Origin of the sequence: Bradyrhizobium sp. CCBAU 11386 (assembly GCF_028128955.1) — a bacterium.
Classification (GTDB): domain Bacteria; phylum Pseudomonadota; class Alphaproteobacteria; order Rhizobiales; family Xanthobacteraceae; genus Bradyrhizobium.
Map to the genome: position 1 here is coordinate 43128 of NZ_LBKA01000226.1, position 16897 is coordinate 60024.

Sequence of the window (16897 nt, forward strand, 5' to 3'; positions counted from 1 at the left end):
ATCAATCCGGAACGTTTGCGTCATGGCCGGGCTTGTCCCGGCCATCCACGTTCTTGGATTGAAGAAGAAGACGTGGATGCCCAGGTCATCTAGCGCGAAGACGCGCTTCGCGCTTTTGCCCGGGCATGACGGCGAGAGTGGAGCACGCGGGCGGCTTACCAGTAGATGCCGTGGCGATGCAGCTCGCTGATGATGCGGCGTTCGGTCCAGGTACGCTTGTGCTTCGGCTTGTTGGCTTTCGCCGTGGTCTTAGCAGGCTGAGTTGCGGTCGTGGCGGGCGCTGAAGTCGTCGTGGTGACGGCTGGAGCAGGTGCCGCGGCAGGCGCAGGGGCCAAGATCGCCGGCGGACGGTCGACATATTTCGCAGCTTCGGTGACGGGTGCGGCTTCGCTCACCTGTGTGGCCGTGGTTGTCGCTGTCGATTGTGAAGCCGAGGCCTGTTCGCTCGCCGTGGCCAGCGAGAGGCTGCGTGGGCCGCCCGCCTGGGCAGATGCGGAAGCCAGGACCATGGCGGCAACCAGAATGATCTTGCGCATGTGAAATCTCCCCGTGTTGGCGTGACGGGGACGCTACGCGAGATACGCGCGACACTATGTGATCGCGATCACGCAGGCGACCGAACGATCTTGAATCCGCGCACGCTCATGCCGGCTGGATGCGTCGGTTAAGACGCTGTGATGATCGGATGAATTCGGGGCGCTGGTGCCGCAAGAGGGATTCGAACCCCCGACCCCGTCATTACGAATGACGTGCTCTACCGACTGAGCTATTGCGGCGAACCCTGCCGGGACCCGGACGATGCCGGCCCCGATACGCGCGCTCCTGATATCGGGCATGGCCCGAATTGGCAAGAACAAGCCGGGTGCGAAATGCGGCTTAGGCGCCCCAACGGGACCAGAATCCGCGCCAGCCGCCGGCCTGGGCCTTGGGCGTGCCGATTTGTTCCGTAAATTCATCACTTGGGCCCTCGTCATCGATCCCGGGATCATCCGGGGCGCGGACGATCGGGATGACGGCGGGGATCGGGGCAGGTGCGGGCTTGCCGAGGTCGGCGCGGGTCCGGAACACCGGCGTCGCCGCCGGCGATGATTCGGCCGGCTCGGGGGCCGGTTCAACCGGCTCGGTGGGCGTGACGACGGGCTCTGCCTTTGGCTCTTCCTTGGCCGCCGGAGGCGAATTGTCCTGCTCGGCCGGTGCCGATGCAGCCGGCGCCGGTTCCATCGGGGTGTCATTCGCAGGCGCCGTGACCCGTTTCGGCGGCGGGGCCGCCAGCATGGCTTCCTCGAAGGCTGAGGATTCGATCAAGTCGCCCTTGTCGGAAGGAAGGCTCGCGACCGGCGTCTGCCACTGGAAGGCGTCGAGGCGGCCGGTCACCGGGGAGACCGGGCGCCAGCGATCGCTGACATAGCCGTCGGCGGTCCAGGCCGGATCGTGGCGGGCACGCACCGCGCGCAAGGTCCAGGCGCGGGCGCGGCCGCCGTCGCCGTGCTCGGTGCGCTCGATCTCGGCCATCAGCAGTGCAACGCGCTGGGTCGGATCGTTGACGTAGGGCCCCAGCACCGCGCGGGCGCGGGCGAACTCGGAGGCATCGATCGCGGCACGTGCGAGCGCGAGCTGGCCTTCAATATGGCCGGCTTTATCGGCAGGCGTCTTGGCCGCAAGCGTCTCGACCCGCTGCAAGCGCTGCCGTGCGGAATCACCGAGCTTCACATGTGCATAGGCCTCGGCCAGATCTGGATGCGGATTGGCGAGCCAGGCGGTCTCGACCAGCTTCATGGCGCGGCGCACCTGATGCGCCTCGCTCTCGAACTTTGCGGCGAGCACCGCGGCCGGCACCAGGGTCGGCGCGAGCTTGATCGCCTCCATCACGCTCTCGCGTGCGACGTCGCGGTCCATCGTTTGCAATTCCAGCGCGCGTGCGGTGAGCAGCACGCCGCGCTGGCGGCGATAGGCCGGCTTGTCGATCAGGCCCGCGGACAGGTTCGAATCGAGGATCGCCAGCGCGCCGCTCCAGTCGCCGCGCGCGCAGCGGAAGCCGAGCACAGCATGCGAGGCCCAGGTCGACGACGGCGACAGCTTGATCGCTTCCTCCGCGATCATGACGGCGCCGACCGCGTCGTCGGCGCGCTGCGCCTCGATGAACAGGCCGCGCAGGCCGAGCAGACGCGTATCCTCGCGCTCGGCCATGGCGCGGAAGGCGCGCTGCGCCTCGTCGCGATTACCTTCGAGCTGCGCCGATTGTGCGTGCAGCAGCAGCGCGAGCGGATCGTTCGGCGCATGCCGCCGCGCCGTCTCGGCGTGACGGCGCGCGAGCGCGGTATCGCCATGACCGATCGCGAGCAGGCCGTGGGTGATGGCGTGGCGGCCGCGGGCGTGGCGCTTTTCATGGCGGCGGCGGCGCAAACGCCCCGGCGTCCGCCAGATCGTCGTCAGGATGCTCCAGACGAGCACGACTGCCGCGGCAAACAGGCCAAGCAAGAACACGAACCTCGGCAACGTCGTTGAGGCGCGGAAACCGCCCGCGGTCAGGACGAGATCGCCGGGCTGATCGGCAACCCAGGCCGCGCCGGCCGCCGCCAGCGCAATCAAGACGAGGAAAAGGACGATGCGAAGCATGGCGATCCCTATACGCGCTGATTATTGCGCGAAGCTTTATTGAGCAGGCTTGACGAGATCCGCCATGGCATCGTCGGCGAACTTGCGGGACGCGGCGAGCGCGGCATCGCGGGCATTGGCCTTGTCGAGCCAGGCCTGCGCCGGCGCGCGATCGGCATCGGGCAGCGTCTTCAACTCGCGCCGCGCCTCGACGAAATCATTGCGGAGCGCAGCAGCCGTCACCCGCGCCACGATGGCGCCGCGATCGTTGCCGACGCCGTCGGTGCGCTCGATGCGCACGAGTTTCGACGCTCCGGCCTGAAGACGCTCGACGATGCCGGCACCCGCGGCCGGGGCCTCCGCCGGCGGCGACAATTTCGGCACGATGTTGAGCAGCTCGCGGCTCAGCGCGACCGGGGTCGGGATGCCCGACGATGCAAAGGTGTCGAGTGGCTTCAGCATGTCGGGCTTGGCCGCCAGCAACCGCGCCGCGGCGAGCTGCGCTTCATAGGGATCGCCATGGCGCACGGCGACGTCGAGCAGGGCCGCCGCCACCACGTGGCGCAGCGGCTTGTCGTCGATCGTCCTGGCGTCGGCGATCTTCTCGCCCTGCTGCGCGAGCTCGGCCCGCTCCGTCTTGCTGGCGCGCTCGAGCTGCGCGATGCGGTCGTTGAGAGCGGCAAGATCAGGCGAAGCAGCGCCCGGCGCAGATTTCGCATCGTTAAGAGCGCTCGCGGTCTTGTCGGACTGTGCGCGCAGATTGGCGATGTCGCTGCGCAGGCTGCCTACGGATTTTTCCAGCGCATCGATCCGCGCCACCATGGCCGGATCGGCGGCGGGCTTGCCAGCCTTGGCTTCGACCGCGGCAACGCGACCGTTCAGAGCGTCGACCGTCGCGCTCGTCACTTGTGGCGCGGCGGGCGGCGCCTGCACGGCGGGCCAGCCCAGCATCCAGCCGACCGCGATCACGACGGCCGCCGCCACCGCACCGGAGAACGGTGCAATGACCCAGGGCGAAACCGGAGGCGACGCCGCAGCGGGCGCAACCGCGGCCTGCGCCTCGGCGCGCTCCGGCTCAGCGTCGGCCTGCTCGGATTTTGCCTGCTCGGGCTCGGTGTGCTCGCTCGCCGGCGAAGCCTCGGGCTCGCCTGCCACCTCCTGCGGCTGGGTCGAGACTTCGGTCGCCTCGAGGTCGATGGTGGGCGGGGTGCGCTTGGCACGACCCGACTCGGGGGCCAATCCTGCGTCTTCAGGCTTGTCGTCGGCCATCGTGACGGTTCCTCACACTTCCATACCTTGCGCGGATCCTTGGCAAATATCCTTGAACGGACCCGATTGCGTCGGATTCGGCCCGACCTCTTACGCCAAACGGGTCCGCAAAGCACGCTCCAAGGTGTCAAATAAGGCACTTTCGTCCGGCTTCGCGGCCACCAGAACCTGCGACGCACCGGCATCGCGCAGCACGCTGGCGACCGTCTCGGACAGGCAGCATTGCGGGATCGCCAGCGCCGAGATTTCGACGCCTTCGTCCCGCGCTGCATCCAGGAAGGCCCGCGCGCTGCGCCTGGAATAATGCAGCACCGCCTCGATCCCATGCGCGGCGAAGCCCTCGCAGACATCGCGCGGGAGAATCTTGACCGGCGCCATGCGATAGGTGGTCTGCGTAACCACGTTGAATCCTTCGGCGCCGAGTTCGCCGCCGAGATCGCGCGACAGATCCGCACCGGCGAGATAAAGCAGTGTGCTTTTCTTCTTCAGCACCTTGTCGCGCGCGCTTTGAACGACCCTGTCGCGCAGGGCCGCGGAATCGCCGCCGGCGATGATCACCTCGGCAAAGCCGGCGTCTCGCGCGGCAGTCGCGGTGTGCTCGCCGACCGCAAACAGCGGCAGCTTCAGCAGGCCGAGATCCTGCAATAGCGGCGCGACGGCACGGATCGCATTGGCCGATGTGACAATGATGGCGCTATAGTTCGCCTCGCTCTCGTCGTGGAAAGCGACCGGCTCGAACTTGAGCACCGGCGCGAGCAGCACCACATGCCCCCGCGCGCGCAAATTGTCCGCCGTCGCCTCATTTTCGGGATGCGGCCGTGTGACAAGAATGGACATCGCTTGTGTTCCCGAACCGCGTGACGGTGACGCATTCACGAGGACGGCTGCGCGTAACGATTGCGCAAGCCGACCCCGGAATGCTACCGGACGTACCAGAACTCTGCTTTCCGGATGAGCGCAAGGGCGCAAATTGGATAACAATTCGCCAATGCTTGTATTGGGCATCGAAACCACCTGCGACGAGACCGCCGCGGCCGTGATCGAGCGCGCGCCTGACGGCAGCGGCAAGATCCTGTCCAACATCGTGCGGTCGCAGGTCGAGGAGCATGCCCGTTTCGGCGGCGTGGTGCCGGAGATCGCCGCGCGCGCACATGTCGATGTGCTCGACGGCATCATCGACCGTGCCATGCACGAGGCCGGCATCGACTATGCTCAGCTCGACGGTGTCGCCGCGGCGGCCGGGCCTGGACTGATCGGCGGCGTCATCGTCGGGCTCACCACCGCGAAGGCGATCGCCTTGGTGCACGACACGCCGCTGGTCGCGGTGAACCATCTGGAAGCGCACGCGCTGACGCCGCGCCTCACCGACGGAATCGAATTTCCGTACTGCCTGTTCCTCGCCTCCGGCGGCCATACCCAGATCGTCGCGGTCACCGGCGTCGGCCAATATGTGCGGCTCGGCACCACCGTCGACGATGCCATCGGCGAAGCCTTCGACAAGGTCGCGAAGATGCTGGGCCTGCCCTATCCCGGCGGCCCGCAGGTCGAGCGCGCGGCAGCAAGCGGCGATGCTACGCGCTTTGCCTTTCCGCGGCCGATGCAGGGCAGGCCAGATGCCAACTTCTCGCTGTCGGGATTGAAGACCGCGGTGCGCAACGAAGCGAGCCGTATCGCCGAGATCACGCCGCAGGACATCAGCGATCTCTGTGCAAGCTTCCAGGCCGCCGTGCTGGATTCGACGGCGGACCGGTTGAGTGTCGGCTTGAGACTTTTCCGCGAGCGGTTCGGCGCACCGCGTGCGCTCGTGGCCGCCGGCGGCGTCGCCGCCAACCAGGCGATCCGCGGCGCCCTGCATGACGTCGCGCGGCAGGCCAGGACGCAACTGATCATGCCGCCGCCCGCGCTCTGCACCGACAACGGCGCGATGATCGCATGGGCCGGCGCCGAACGGCTCGCGCTCGGCCTGACCGACACGATGGAAGCACAGCCCCGCGCCCGCTGGCTGCTCGATGCCAATGCGACGGCGCCGGCCGGCTACGGCAACACGCGGGCGGGATTTTGAATGCACAGGCGGCGCCACGAGCTCAACTTCACCTCGCCCCGCTTGCGGGGAGAGGCCGGATTGCGAAGCAATCCGGGTGAGGGGGGCTCTCGGCGAGTCTCGCTCCCACCGATTTCGTGGATAGAGGCCCCTCACCCCAACCCTCTCCCCGCAAGAGCGGGGACAGGGAGTGGAGGGAGCGCGCGATGACGACATTCCACTCCGTCGCGGTGATCGGTGCGGGCGCCTGGGGCACCGCGCTCGCGACCGTGGCCGCACGAGCCGGACGAAGCGTCACGCTCTGGGCGCGCAACGCCGAGCATGCGACGCGCATCGCTTCGACCCGCGACAATCCACGGCTACCCGGCGTGCGGCTTGCTCCTGAGATTGTCGTGACGAGCGAGCTCGCGCTCGCCGCGCGCGCGGACATGCTGCTGATCGCAACGCCGGCGCAGCATCTGCGCGGCGCCGTCAACATGCTGGCCTCGCATCTGACGAAACAGACGCCTGTCGTCGCCTGTGCCAAGGGCATCGAGCACGGCACCCACAAATTCATGACCGACGTGATCGCTGAAGCCGCGCTGCACGCGCAGCCGGCGATCCTGTCGGGCCCGAGCTTTGCCGACGACGTCGCGCGCGGCCTGCCGACCGCGGTGACGCTGGCGGCGAGGGAGGAAGAGCTGGCCAGCAGCCTTGTGCAGGCGTTGGGCTCGCCGACGTTCCGGCCCTATCACTCCACCGACGTCCGCGGCGTCGAGATCGGCGGCGCCGCCAAGAACGTGTTGGCGATCGCGGTCGGCATCACCGTCGGTCGCGAGCTCGGCGCTTCCGCCCAGGCCGCGCTGACGACTCGCGGCTTTGCCGAGCTGACGCGCCTCGGCCGCGCGCTCGGCGCGCGCAGCGAGACGCTCACTGGCCTGTCCGGCCTCGGCGATCTGATCCTGACCTGCTCGAGCCCGCAGTCGCGCAATTTTGCGCTCGGCCTCGCACTCGGCCGCGGCGAGCAGCCGCCCGCCGGCAAGCTTGCCGAGGGCGAGTTCACTGCTCCGGTGCTGATCGAACTCGCAGCTTCGCAAAACATCGAGATGCCGGTATCAGAGGCGGTCGCAGCGATCCTGAGCGGCAAGAGCACGATCGACGCCGCGATCTCGGGGCTGTTGACGCGCCCCTTCAAGGCAGAGGAATGACATCTTCCGTCATGCCCGCGCTTGTCGCGGGCATCCACGTCTTGATATTGAACACGGCAGCAGAGACGTGGATGGCCGGGCATAGGCGAGCGGAAGCGACGCCGTCCTTCGGACGGCTATGCCCGGCCATGACGAACGGATAGGGCGCGCGATGAACTACTGGCTGGTGAAATCCGAACCGTCGGTGTGGTCCTGGGACCAGCAGGTGGCGAAGGGCGCCAAAGGCGAAGCCTGGACCGGCGTCCGCAATTACACCGCCCGCCAGAACCTCGTCGCCATGAAGAAGGGCGACAAGGCGTTCTTCTATCATTCCAACGAGGGCAAGGAGATCGTCGGCATCGCGGAAATTATCAAGGAGGCCTATCCCGATCCGACCGACAAGACCGAAAAATTCGTCTGCGTCGACATCAAGGCCGACAAGCCGCTGAAGACGCCGGTGACGATGGCCGCGGTCAAGGCCGAGAAGAAGCTCGCCGACATGGCGCTGGTGAAATATTCGCGCCTGTCGGTGCAGCCGGTGACGGCGGAGGAGTGGAAGCTCGTCTGCAAGATGGGCGGGATGTAGTCCAAGCTGCCGTAGCCCGGATGAGCGCAGCGACATCCGGGATGGTCCGGTCCCGCATGTCGCTACGCTCATGCGGGCTACGCGACTTACGTCTCCGGCAGCGCGAAGACCTCGCATAGCGCGGCAATGCCGCGCAGCGGATGCGGTCCGAGCGCAGCGAGAGGCATGTCCGTCTCGGCGGCGAGCGCGCCCGACACCAGCACGGTCTCGCGAAGCGGCTTGCACAATCCCTCGAGCCGGCTGGCGAGATTGACGGCGGGGCCGATCGCCGTGAAATCGAGCCGGTTGGCGGCACCGATATTGCCCCACAGCATCTCGCCGAGATGGAGCGCGGCCCCGAACGACAGCGGCGGCAGACCCTGGTTGCGGCGCTCATCGTTGAGATGAGCCATCCCGGCCCTGGCCGCGCCTGCGGCGCGCAAGGCCGCATCGCAGGCGCGGCGCGGTGATGCCTCGACCACCGGAAAGATCGCGAGCACGCCGTCGCCGATGAATTTCAGCACCTCGCCGCCAAAGGCGTGAACGGCACCGGCGATGCGGTCGAACCAGGCGTCGAGCGCCGCGATGACCTGGGCCGGCGGCGTGGTTTCCGACAAGGTCGTGAAATTGCGCAAATCGGCATAGAGCAGCGCGGCCTGAATGGTTTCGCCGAGGTCGCGCCGCAGCGGTGCCGCCAGCACCCGCGCCGCGCTGCGCTTGCCAAGATAGGCATCCAGCGTCGCCCGCAACGTGGCGCGCGCAGCGAGCACGGCAAGGGGCGTCGCGGCAAAACGCGCGGCCTGGCGCAGTTGCTCGATTTCATCCGTGGTGAACGGACGCGGGCCGATCCAGCCGAGCAACGGCCCATCGGACCGCCCGACGACATCTTCGTGCACCTCGCCGCCCGCGATGCCGCGGAGCCAGCGGCGACCGGCATCGTTGGGCGGGTCGGGCGCCAATCCGCCTGGTGCAAAGCCGAGCGCTTCGATCACCGTGCCGTTCTCGGCTCGCCACAGCCAGGTCCGCTTCGCGATCAGCGGGTGCGGCACCTCCAGCGTCAGGGCGCCGGCCGCAAGCGGCACGCCGTCGGCAACCAGATGCGCGCCGAGTTCCGCAAGCAGGCGGTCGGCCCCCTGACTATCGGAGGCGGCATCGACGAGCCAGGCGAGGGTCGGAGCGAGGTGCATGGCCCGATCATGGCGAAGGCAGGCCGTCTTTGTCACGAGGCAATCCTTGACGGGCCGCTCGGCCGCCGCCATGTCCCAATGTCAGCCCAGGGATGATCGCCGATGACCGAACCGTTCATAGTGCGACGCGAGACCCAGATCGCAGCCCCACGTGCCACCGTCTTCGCCTATTTGACCGATCCCGAGAAGATTTTGAGCTGGATGGGCTCCGACGCGACCACGGAGCCGCATCCCGGCGGGCTCTATCTGCTCAAGGGCGTCGGCCCGCGCGGCGGCGTCGCCCGCGGCGCCTTCCGCGAGGTCGTGCCGGTGCATCGTCTGGCCTACACGTTTGGCTGGGAGGGCGGCCAGGAGGTGCCGCCCGGCTCGAGCCTGATCGAGATCGACCTGATCGAGCGCGACGGCGGCACGCTGCTGCGCATGACCCATAGCGGGCTGCCGACCGAGGAACAGGCCGCCGCACACGCGAAGGGCTGGGCGCACTATCTGGAACGGCTCACGGCCGCAGCCGCGGGCAACGATCCCGGTCCCGACAAGGGTGTTTCAGACAAGGCGTAGCGACGGGCGGCTTAGACCGCCGCGGTCGCAACCACCTGCGCCAGAAGCTGCTCGCGCCTGGCCTGCGAGCGCTGGCCCTTCATGGTCGCGGCGAACCGCTCGAGGATGCCGTCCTCGAAGGCGGTGACGATGGTGTCGTGGACATAGCTCTTGCGGCAGATCGCCGGCGTGTTGGAGAGCTTGTCGGCCGCGGCGCGGATCGCGTCCAGCACCTGCTTCTTGCGGCCGCGCTGGCTGGTCGCCGGCGTGATCCGCGACAACGATTCGACGACGACGGCGGAGGCCATCAGCGTGCGAAAATCCTTCAGCGAAATCTTGATGCCGGCGATCTCGCGCAAGAACGCGTTCACCTGCGTGGTGTTGACCGCGCGCACGATGCCGTAGGCATCGCGATACTGGAACATGCGCTTGCCGGGAACGCCGCGCAGGATGCCGATGGCGCGCACCAGCTTGGCCGCATCGCATTCCTTGCGCACTGCCTTGCCGCCCTTCGCCTTGAAGGTCAGCACGAAGCAATCGTCCTCCAGCGTCACGTTCGACTTCAGCAGCGTGGTCGCGCCGCGGGTACCGTTGAGGCGGGCGTAGGATTCGTTGCCGGGACGGATCGCGGTGCGCGCGATCAATTCGATCACGGCCGAGAGCGCGAATTCGCGCGTCGGCTCGTCGCCCGACAGGAACGCCGAGACCTTGCGCCGGATCTTTGGCAGCGCGCCGACGAGCTTCTCCAGGCGATGCGCCTTGCGGTGCTCGCGGACCTTCTCCCAGTCGGCGTGATAGCGATATTGCAACCGGCCCGCGGCATCGCGTCCTACGGCCTGGAGATGCGTGCTCGGATCGGCCGAGTAGCGCACCTCGCGATAGGCCGGCGGCACCGCCATGGCGTGCAGCCGGCGGATGGTGCGGGCGTCGCGGATATGCGCGCCGTTAGGGCGGACGAATGAATAGCCCTTGCCGCGCTTGATCCGGCGGATGGTCAGCTCGTTCTGGTCGCCGAGCCGCAGGCCCAGCTCCCTGGCGAGGGCCTCGACCGTCGCCGCGGGCGCCGTGTCGAAGACTCTTTTCGGGCTGAGACGCCCCGAAACGGCCGGTTTCGGCCATTGTCCGAGGGCTTTGGCCAGCGCAATAGCGGCAGGATCGGCTGAAGCGGGCCGCATCGTCCCGAGATTCTGCTGATCCATCATAGTGTTACGCCTTAACCCTGCCTGTTACCGGTCAATGCCGCTGTTCTGATTTTTGTTCCATGGGGTCTCTTTGGACCCGGGTTGGCCATTTAGGGTGTTCCGAACCGTATTGCGAGTCCCGAATCAGTGAGAGACGGTTCCTAAATACCTCCGCACGCTGCATGGGGCTCTGCGCAGGTCTGTTCCGGAGATTTCGGTAAAGAGCCGAAAGGCGCCTCCCGGCCTGTTTCAGATTTGCGACAGCCGGCCTGCGCACCTTGATCCTCCGCATGGTCGGCCGCTCGCCGAAGGTCCAGCTTGTGCACCTTGTCGGGTCCGGTTAGCTCGACGCATAATCGGTCCAACGATCAAGTCGGCCTGCCCGTCGCTCGTGTTCGGCTTGCCGTATGTGGAGGGAAAATATGTCCGAGAAGATTTACGACGTCCCGTCGGAGTGGGCAAAGCGCGCCTGGGTCGACCAGACCAAGTACAAGGAAATGTACGCCCGCTCGATCTCGGACCCGAACGGTTTCTGGGCCGAACAGGCCAAGCGCATCGACTGGATGAAGGTGCCGACGAAAATCGAGAACGTCTCGTTCGCGCCGGGCAACATCTCGATCAAATGGTTCGAGGACGGCGTCCTCAACGTCGCCCATAACTGCATCGACCGTCATCTGCACAAGCGCGCCAACCAGACCGCGATCATCTGGGAAGGCGACGATCCCTCGCAGTCCAAACACATCACCTACAAGGAGCTGCACGACGAGGTCTGCCGGATGGCCAACATCCTGCGCACCCGCAACGTCAAGAAAGGCGATCGCGTCACCATCTACCTGCCGATGATCCCGGAAGCGGCCTATGCGATGCTGGCCTGCGCGCGGATCGGCGCGATCCACTCCGTGGTGTTCGCGGGCTTCTCGCCCGACAGCCTCGCCCAGCGCATCAACGACTGCCAATCCAAGGTGATCATCACCGCTGACGAAGGCCTGCGCGGCGGCAAGAAAGTGCCGCTGAAGGCCAATGTCGACGCTGCGCTCGCCAAGGCCGATGGCGTCGACTGGGTCGTCGTGGTCAAGCGCACCGGCGGCAAGATCGACATGAACCCGACCCGCGACCTCTGGTATCACGACGCCGCGGCGATGGTGACGACGGAGTGCCCGGCCGAGCATATGCACGCCGAGGATCCGCTGTTCATTCTCTATACGTCGGGCTCGACCGGCCAGCCCAAGGGCGTGCTGCACACCAGCGCGGGCTATCTCGTCTACGCGGCGATGACGCATCAATACGTCTTCGACTATCACGACGGCGACGTCTACTGGTGCACCGCCGACGTCGGCTGGGTTACCGGCCACAGCTACATTCTCTACGGGCCGCTGGCGAACGGCGCGACCACGCTGATGTTCGAAGGCGTGCCGAACTATCCGGACAATTCGCGCTTCTGGAACGTCATCGACAAGCACAAGGTCAACACCTTCTACACCGCGCCGACCGCGATCCGCGCGCTGATGCAGGGTGGCGACGAGCCGGTGAAGAAGACCTCGCGCGCCTCGCTCCGCCTGCTCGGCTCTGTCGGCGAGCCCATCAATCCCGAGGCCTGGGAGTGGTATCACCGCGTCGTCGGCGACGACCGCTGCCCGATCGTCGACACCTGGTGGCAGACCGAGACCGGCGGCATTTTGATCACGCCGCTGCCGGGCGCGACCAAACTCAAGCCTGGCTCGGCAACGCTGCCGTTCTTCGGCGTGGCGCCGGAAATCGTCGATGCCGATGGCAAGGTGCTGGACGGCGAGACATCAGGCAATCTCTGCCTCACGCGGGCATGGCCAGGCATGATGCGCACTGTCTATGGCGACCACGCCCGCTTCGAGCAGACCTATTTCTCGACCTACAAAGGCAAGTACTTCACCGGCGACGGCTGCCGGCGCGACGCCGACGGCTATTACTGGATCACCGGCCGCGTCGACGACGTCATCAACGTCTCCGGCCACCGCATGGGCACCGCGGAGGTCGAGAGCGCGCTGGTTGCGCATGAGAAGGTGTCCGAAGCTGCCGTGGTCGGCTTCCCGCACGACATCAAGGGCCAGGGCATCTACGCCTATGTCACCCTGATGGCCGGCGTCCAGCCGTCCGAGGATCTGCGCAAAGAGCTCGTGACCTGGGTGCGCAAGGAGATCGGCCCGATCGCCTCGCCCGACCAGATCCAGTTCGCGCCGGGCCTGCCCAAGACCCGCTCGGGCAAGATCATGCGCCGCATCCTGCGCAAGATCGCCGAGGACGAGCCGGGCAGCCTGGGCGACACTTCGACCCTGGCCGATCCCGCCGTGGTCGACGACCTCGTCAAGAACCGGCAGAACAAGAAGTCGGCGTAAGCCAAGGCCTCGTGCCCCGGACGCTGCGCAGCGCGCACTTCGCGGTGCGCTGCTGAGCCGGGGCCCATCCAGCGGCGTACCGTGTGGCCTCTTGGGTCCCGGCTCTGCGCAGCAGCGCTAAGGCGCTGCAGCGCGTCCGGGACACGGAGACAATCTGCCCCCGAAAGAACAGCCGTTCACACCCTCACGCTCTTGTCAGGGCGCGTGCCGGCATGGCCGCATGTTTCCCGCCAAGTGTTGTTTTCAGGTCATTTACTTTATTTCGAACATTTCCTTTGTTCCCCTGCTGGCTGGCCCTCGGCGGCCGCGCGTGGAAACCATCCGGTTAACGGGCGCGGTTAATACTGTGTGGGCGAGCGGGCAATTGCCGGGTTTGCGTAGATTTGGACGACCCGTTCGGGGCAACGGAAGGGGAGCATCGATGTCGATGAGGATTGCGGTGGCGTTGGCCGCCACCATCGGGGCAGGGATCTTGATGTCAACGGCGGCGGAGGCGCGGCCGGAAATGGTGGGGGCGCACCTGGCCGACTATTCGCCGGGCACCATCGTGGTCAAGACCAACGAGCGGCGGCTCTATCTCATTCTCGATAACGGCCACGCCGTGCGCTATCCGGTCGGCGTCGGCAAGTCCGGCAAGCAGTGGGCCGGCACGACCCGTATCGACGGCAAATATCGCAATCCGGCCTGGTCGCCGCCCGCCGAGGTGAAGCGCGACAAGCCGCAGCTTCCCGACGTCATTCCCGGCGGCTCGCCGCGCAACCCGATGGGCGTTGCGGCGATGACCCTTGCCGGCGGCGAATATGCGATCCATGGCACCAACGTGCCGGGCTCGGTCGGCGGTTTCGTCTCCTATGGCTGTATCCGCATGCTCAACGACGACATCACCGATCTCTACGGCCGTGTCTCCGTCGGCACGACGGTGGTCGTGACGCGCTGATCGCCGGGATCGGAGAGAATTGAAAGAGCCGCGTCCTCGACGCGGCTTTTTTTGTTACCAGAAGCGCCATCCGCGCGCGCACCAGCCGTCGCGACGGCCGCCATTGTAACTGCGCGCATAACCACCCGCGAGCAGCACGGCCGAGACGTTGGCAGTGCGTTTGGTCGCGACGTCGGCGAGAACACGCCCGTACTTGTCGGGGCCGAGATTGGTGATCGTGACGCCGCCCTGGCCGAGCAGATTGCGCAGCGCGTCCGTGGCGGCTTCAGCCTTGTCCAGTTCCTCCCGGCAGGACGCCTTCATCTCGGGCGCGTCGATGCCGCGCAGGCGAACGCGCACGACGAGATCGCGGCCATCGCGCTGATGCACGCGCGCGAGGAAGGTGTCGCCGTCAATGGTGCGAATGACGTCGACCGGCTCGCGACTGTCGGGATGGCCGGCCTGCTGGAGAACGATCTCGGCGTCCCGTGTGCGACCGTCGTCCGCATGCGGAACAGGCCAGTTCGTCCCGTGCCGGAAAACCAGCACGGCTACCACCGCGACGCCGACCACAAACATCCATGGCAACAGCCCCGAGAAGCGGCGGCCGAACGGTGAACCGCCGAACTGCGGCCGATAGGCATTGGGGCGATCATGGAAGCGCATCAACTCACGCTAGGACTGAGTCGGGGAAACCGGCAAGGCACGATCGGCACCCGGGCTGATGGACGATCGCTTGATCGCCCGGATCGTTGCCCCACGGAGAATCGTACCTATGCGCGCCGCGCTGTTCCAAACGCTCTCCATCCGATACCTCCTGTAGTTGTACGGAGTTTAACATTCACGCGTTGTTTAGTAATAGGGCGGCGTACTCGGTTTGCGTGTGGGGGAGCGGTAAGCATGGCATCGTTCAAGGTTCGCATCGGTACAAAACTGGGATTGACTGCAAGTGCGGGGGTCCTTCTCGTCGGCGGTATGCTCGCCAACCAGCTCGTTCGCAACGAACAGATCGCGGAGCTGAGCCGGCTGGTGGTCATCAACACCGCGAACAAGGCCAATGCGCAGGGCGCCGAACTCGCAGTGACCCGGGCGCGCCTCGCCATAGCGGAAATCGGATCAGCATCCTCCGCCGACGGTCTCGCCAAACATCTCGAAACATTGCGTGGCTCCATCGCCGGTGCCACGACCGAAATAAACGCCGCATTGGATCGCTCCAGGCGCGCCGAAGCCAAAGAGCTCTGTCGCGAGGTGAAGATCCTCCTCGACGCCTCCCTGAAGGCCGGCAACGATCTCGGCGAGGCTCGTGGCACCGCTGTCGCCGAATTCGCCGCGGCAGACCAGATCGAGGAGGCCTGGAACAAGGCCATCGAGGCACTGCTGGCATCGCCCGCAATCGCCGCATCGCAGAACCGGCTCAACATCGAGGTCGAGTTGCGCGAAGCCGACGCCTTGTTCAAGGCGGCCAGCGCGGCCGACTGGCATTTCACGGCGACGGGCGACGCCGAGCAGAAGGACCGCATCGCCGGACGCGCCGACGCCATGATCCGCGTTCTGAAACAGGCCCGTCAGTCCGCCGGCGACAAGAATATCGCCGACGGTATCGACGCGCTCGCCGCGCTCGCCGGACGCTTCAAGGCGGCAACCGGCGCAGCCATGAAGGCGGAGGAAGCCAAGAGGCGCATTCTCGACGAGCGTGTGCTTCCGGCCGCCAAGGAAATCACGACGCGCGTCGACAAGCTGGTCGCCGCCAACAACGAATTCATGGCTCTGCGGCAGAGCCAGCTCATGACCGCGCTGGAGCAGGCGACCCAGGTCAGCCTGGCCGTCGGCGTGCTCGTGATCCTGGTCCTGGCCGGCTCCGCGCTGTTTTCGGTGCTGAGCATCGCCCGGCCGATCCGTCGCATCGGCGACGTACTGCTGCAACTCGCCGGCGGCAACAAGGCCGTCGAGATTCCCTACACCGCCCGCGGGGACGAGGTCGGCGACAACGCCCGTGCGGCCCGTACGTTCAGGGACAATCTGATCCGCATCGAGCAGATGGAGGCCGAACAGAAGGATCAGGAGGCCGCAGCCGCTGCGCGGCGCAAGCAGGAGATGATCCGGCTGGCCGGTGCGTTCGAGGACGCGGTCGGCGGCATCGTCAACTCGGTTTCGGTCGCCTCGCAGCAGCTCGAATCCGCCGCCGGCACGCTGTCGGGGACCGCGGAAGAGACCGAGCAGCTTTCCGGAATGGTGGCCGCGGCGTCCGAAGAAGCCTCCGCCAATGTCGGAGCCGTGGCGTCCGCCGCCGAGGAGATGAGCGCATCGGTCGTCGAGATCGGCCGCCAGGTCCACGATTCCAGCCGCATCGCCGGCGAGGCGGTGAAGCAGGCCGAGCGTACCGACGTCCGGATCAATGAATTGCTCAAGGCCGCGGGCCGGATCGGCGACGTCGTCAAATTGATCACCGCAATCGCGGAGCAGACCAACCTGCTGGCCTTGAACGCCACCATCGAAGCGGCGCGCGCCGGCGAGTCGGGCCGCGGATTTGCCGTGGTGGCGAGCGAGGTCAAGGCGCTCGCAGCCCAGACCGCGCGGGCAACCGACGAGATCGGCGCACAGATCGCCGACATGCAGACGGCGACGGAAGACTCCGTCGGCGCCATCAAGGAGATCGGCACGACCATCTCCAGGATTTCGGACATCTCGACCACCATTGCCGCCACCATCGAGGAGCAGGGGGCTGCGACGGCCGAGATCGCACGCAATGTCAGCGAAGCGGCCAAGGGAACGGTCGAGGTCGCCGACAAGATCGCCCAGGTCAGTCACGGTGCCAGCGCCACCGGTTCGGCGTCGACGCAGGTGCTGGCATCCGCGCGCTCACTCTCGACCGAGAGTGGCCGCCTCAAGAACGAGGTCGCGAAATTCCTCGATACGGTGCGGGCCGCCTGAGGTCCCGCACGTCCTGCGGCCGGCCCGAGGCCGGCCGCCAGCCTTCTTTCTGACGCTTCGATTTTACCAACGGCTTTGGGAGACCCCCACGCCGAGCCCCCGCTCGCGCCTGGGTCAAACATATGAACTGGGGGATTGAA

At 66.7% G+C, this 16897-nt stretch carries 14 protein-coding genes and 1 tRNA gene; 7 read left to right on the plus strand and 8 right to left on the minus strand.

Annotated features, from left to right (window positions below; genetic code table 11):
* Positions 1 to 155 precede the first annotated feature (155 nt).
* From XI09_RS20815 to XI09_RS20835, 5 genes are all read right to left on the minus strand, one after another.
* Positions 156 to 536 carry a hypothetical protein gene (locus XI09_RS20815; RefSeq protein ID WP_271568506.1) on the minus strand — a complete coding sequence of 127 codons (381 nt, stop codon included), beginning with the start codon at positions 534 to 536 and terminating at the stop codon, positions 156 to 158.
* 164 nt (positions 537 to 700) lie between these two features.
* Positions 701 to 776 (minus strand) — tRNA-Thr (locus XI09_RS20820).
* Positions 777 to 876: 100 nt separating this feature from the next.
* Complete coding sequence (locus XI09_RS20825; RefSeq protein WP_271568507.1) at positions 877 to 2616, minus strand: heme biosynthesis protein HemY; 1740 nt, start codon at positions 2614 to 2616, stop codon at positions 877 to 879.
* A gap of 36 nt (positions 2617 to 2652) precedes the next feature.
* Positions 2653 to 3864, minus strand: coding sequence for a COG4223 family protein (locus tag XI09_RS20830; RefSeq protein ID WP_271568508.1), 1212 nt, complete (start codon positions 3862 to 3864; stop codon positions 2653 to 2655).
* Between the two features lie 90 nt (positions 3865 to 3954).
* Positions 3955 to 4701 carry a uroporphyrinogen-III synthase gene (locus XI09_RS20835; RefSeq protein WP_271568509.1) on the minus strand — a complete coding sequence of 249 codons (747 nt, stop codon included), beginning with the start codon at positions 4699 to 4701 and terminating at the stop codon, positions 3955 to 3957.
* 151 nt (positions 4702 to 4852) lie between these two features.
* On the opposite strand from XI09_RS20835, the gene tsaD reads away from it, so the two are divergent.
* From tsaD to XI09_RS20850, 3 genes are all read left to right on the plus strand, one after another.
* On the plus strand, positions 4853 to 5926 hold the full coding sequence (gene tsaD, locus XI09_RS20840) for a tRNA (adenosine(37)-N6)-threonylcarbamoyltransferase complex transferase subunit TsaD (RefSeq protein ID WP_271568510.1): 1074 nt from the start codon (positions 4853 to 4855) through the stop codon (positions 5924 to 5926).
* Between the two features lie 185 nt (positions 5927 to 6111).
* The gene (locus XI09_RS20845; protein ID WP_271568511.1) at positions 6112 to 7092 is read left to right on the plus strand and encodes an NAD(P)H-dependent glycerol-3-phosphate dehydrogenase; all 981 of its coding nucleotides are present in this window, start codon (positions 6112 to 6114) and stop codon (positions 7090 to 7092) included.
* A gap of 151 nt (positions 7093 to 7243) precedes the next feature.
* Positions 7244 to 7657, plus strand: coding sequence for an EVE domain-containing protein (locus tag XI09_RS20850; RefSeq protein WP_271568512.1), 414 nt, complete (start codon positions 7244 to 7246; stop codon positions 7655 to 7657).
* A gap of 86 nt (positions 7658 to 7743) precedes the next feature.
* Here the strand turns inward: XI09_RS20850 and XI09_RS20855 are convergent, their stop codons facing one another.
* The gene (locus tag XI09_RS20855) at positions 7744 to 8823 is read right to left on the minus strand and encodes an adenylate/guanylate cyclase domain-containing protein (protein WP_271568513.1); all 1080 of its coding nucleotides are present in this window, start codon (positions 8821 to 8823) and stop codon (positions 7744 to 7746) included.
* Between the two features lie 102 nt (positions 8824 to 8925).
* Here XI09_RS20855 and XI09_RS20860 point away from each other — a divergent pair, with 102 nt between their 5' ends.
* Complete coding sequence (locus XI09_RS20860; protein WP_092189350.1) at positions 8926 to 9381, plus strand: SRPBCC family protein; 456 nt, start codon at positions 8926 to 8928, stop codon at positions 9379 to 9381.
* 11 nt (positions 9382 to 9392) lie between these two features.
* Here the strand turns inward: XI09_RS20860 and XI09_RS20865 are convergent, their stop codons facing one another.
* Positions 9393 to 10562 (minus strand): DNA topoisomerase IB, encoded by a 1170-nt coding sequence (locus XI09_RS20865; protein ID WP_271568514.1) that lies wholly within the window; start codon positions 10560 to 10562, stop codon positions 9393 to 9395.
* 401 nt (positions 10563 to 10963) lie between these two features.
* On the opposite strand from XI09_RS20865, the gene acs reads away from it, so the two are divergent.
* Positions 10964 to 12910 (plus strand): acetate--CoA ligase, encoded by a 1947-nt coding sequence (acs, locus tag XI09_RS20870; protein WP_271568515.1) that lies wholly within the window; start codon positions 10964 to 10966, stop codon positions 12908 to 12910.
* Between the two features lie 421 nt (positions 12911 to 13331).
* A complete protein-coding gene (locus XI09_RS20875; RefSeq protein WP_092189342.1) occupies positions 13332 to 13847 on the plus strand; it encodes a L,D-transpeptidase in 516 nt (171 codons plus the stop codon).
* Positions 13848 to 13901: 54 nt separating this feature from the next.
* On the opposite strand, the gene XI09_RS20880 is transcribed toward XI09_RS20875, so the two are convergent.
* Positions 13902 to 14492, minus strand: coding sequence for a thermonuclease family protein (locus XI09_RS20880; RefSeq protein WP_271568516.1), 591 nt, complete (start codon positions 14490 to 14492; stop codon positions 13902 to 13904).
* Between the two features lie 234 nt (positions 14493 to 14726).
* On the opposite strand from XI09_RS20880, the gene XI09_RS20885 reads away from it, so the two are divergent.
* Positions 14727 to 16757, plus strand: a complete 2031-nt coding sequence (locus XI09_RS20885; protein ID WP_271568517.1) for a methyl-accepting chemotaxis protein — start codon at positions 14727 to 14729, stop codon at positions 16755 to 16757.
* The last annotated feature ends 140 nt before the right edge of the window (positions 16758 to 16897 follow it).

What these genes read in the sequence shown, in the direction of transcription:
- XI09_RS20815 (WP_271568506.1), bottom strand. Translation starts at nt 536, where the DNA reads ATGCGCAAGATCATTCTGGTTGCCGCCATGGTCCTGGCTTCCGCATCT.
- XI09_RS20825 (WP_271568507.1), bottom strand. Translation starts at nt 2,616, where the DNA reads ATGCTTCGCATCGTCCTTTTCCTCGTCTTGATTGCGCTGGCGGCGGCC.
- XI09_RS20830 (WP_271568508.1), bottom strand. Translation starts at nt 3,864, where the DNA reads ATGGCCGACGACAAGCCTGAAGACGCAGGATTGGCCCCCGAGTCGGGT.
- XI09_RS20835 (WP_271568509.1), bottom strand. Translation starts at nt 4,701, where the DNA reads ATGTCCATTCTTGTCACACGGCCGCATCCCGAAAATGAGGCGACGGCG.
- tsaD (WP_271568510.1), top strand. Translation starts at nt 4,853, where the DNA reads ATGCTTGTATTGGGCATCGAAACCACCTGCGACGAGACCGCCGCGGCC.
- XI09_RS20845 (WP_271568511.1), top strand. Translation starts at nt 6,112, where the DNA reads ATGACGACATTCCACTCCGTCGCGGTGATCGGTGCGGGCGCCTGGGGC.
- XI09_RS20850 (WP_271568512.1), top strand. Translation starts at nt 7,244, where the DNA reads ATGAACTACTGGCTGGTGAAATCCGAACCGTCGGTGTGGTCCTGGGAC.
- XI09_RS20855 (WP_271568513.1), bottom strand. Translation starts at nt 8,823, where the DNA reads ATGCACCTCGCTCCGACCCTCGCCTGGCTCGTCGATGCCGCCTCCGAT.
- XI09_RS20860 (WP_092189350.1), top strand. Translation starts at nt 8,926, where the DNA reads ATGACCGAACCGTTCATAGTGCGACGCGAGACCCAGATCGCAGCCCCA.
- XI09_RS20865 (WP_271568514.1), bottom strand. Translation starts at nt 10,562, where the DNA reads ATGATGGATCAGCAGAATCTCGGGACGATGCGGCCCGCTTCAGCCGAT.
- acs (WP_271568515.1), top strand. Translation starts at nt 10,964, where the DNA reads ATGTCCGAGAAGATTTACGACGTCCCGTCGGAGTGGGCAAAGCGCGCC.
- XI09_RS20875 (WP_092189342.1), top strand. Translation starts at nt 13,332, where the DNA reads ATGTCGATGAGGATTGCGGTGGCGTTGGCCGCCACCATCGGGGCAGGG.
- XI09_RS20880 (WP_271568516.1), bottom strand. Translation starts at nt 14,492, where the DNA reads ATGCGCTTCCATGATCGCCCCAATGCCTATCGGCCGCAGTTCGGCGGT.
- XI09_RS20885 (WP_271568517.1), top strand. Translation starts at nt 14,727, where the DNA reads ATGGCATCGTTCAAGGTTCGCATCGGTACAAAACTGGGATTGACTGCA.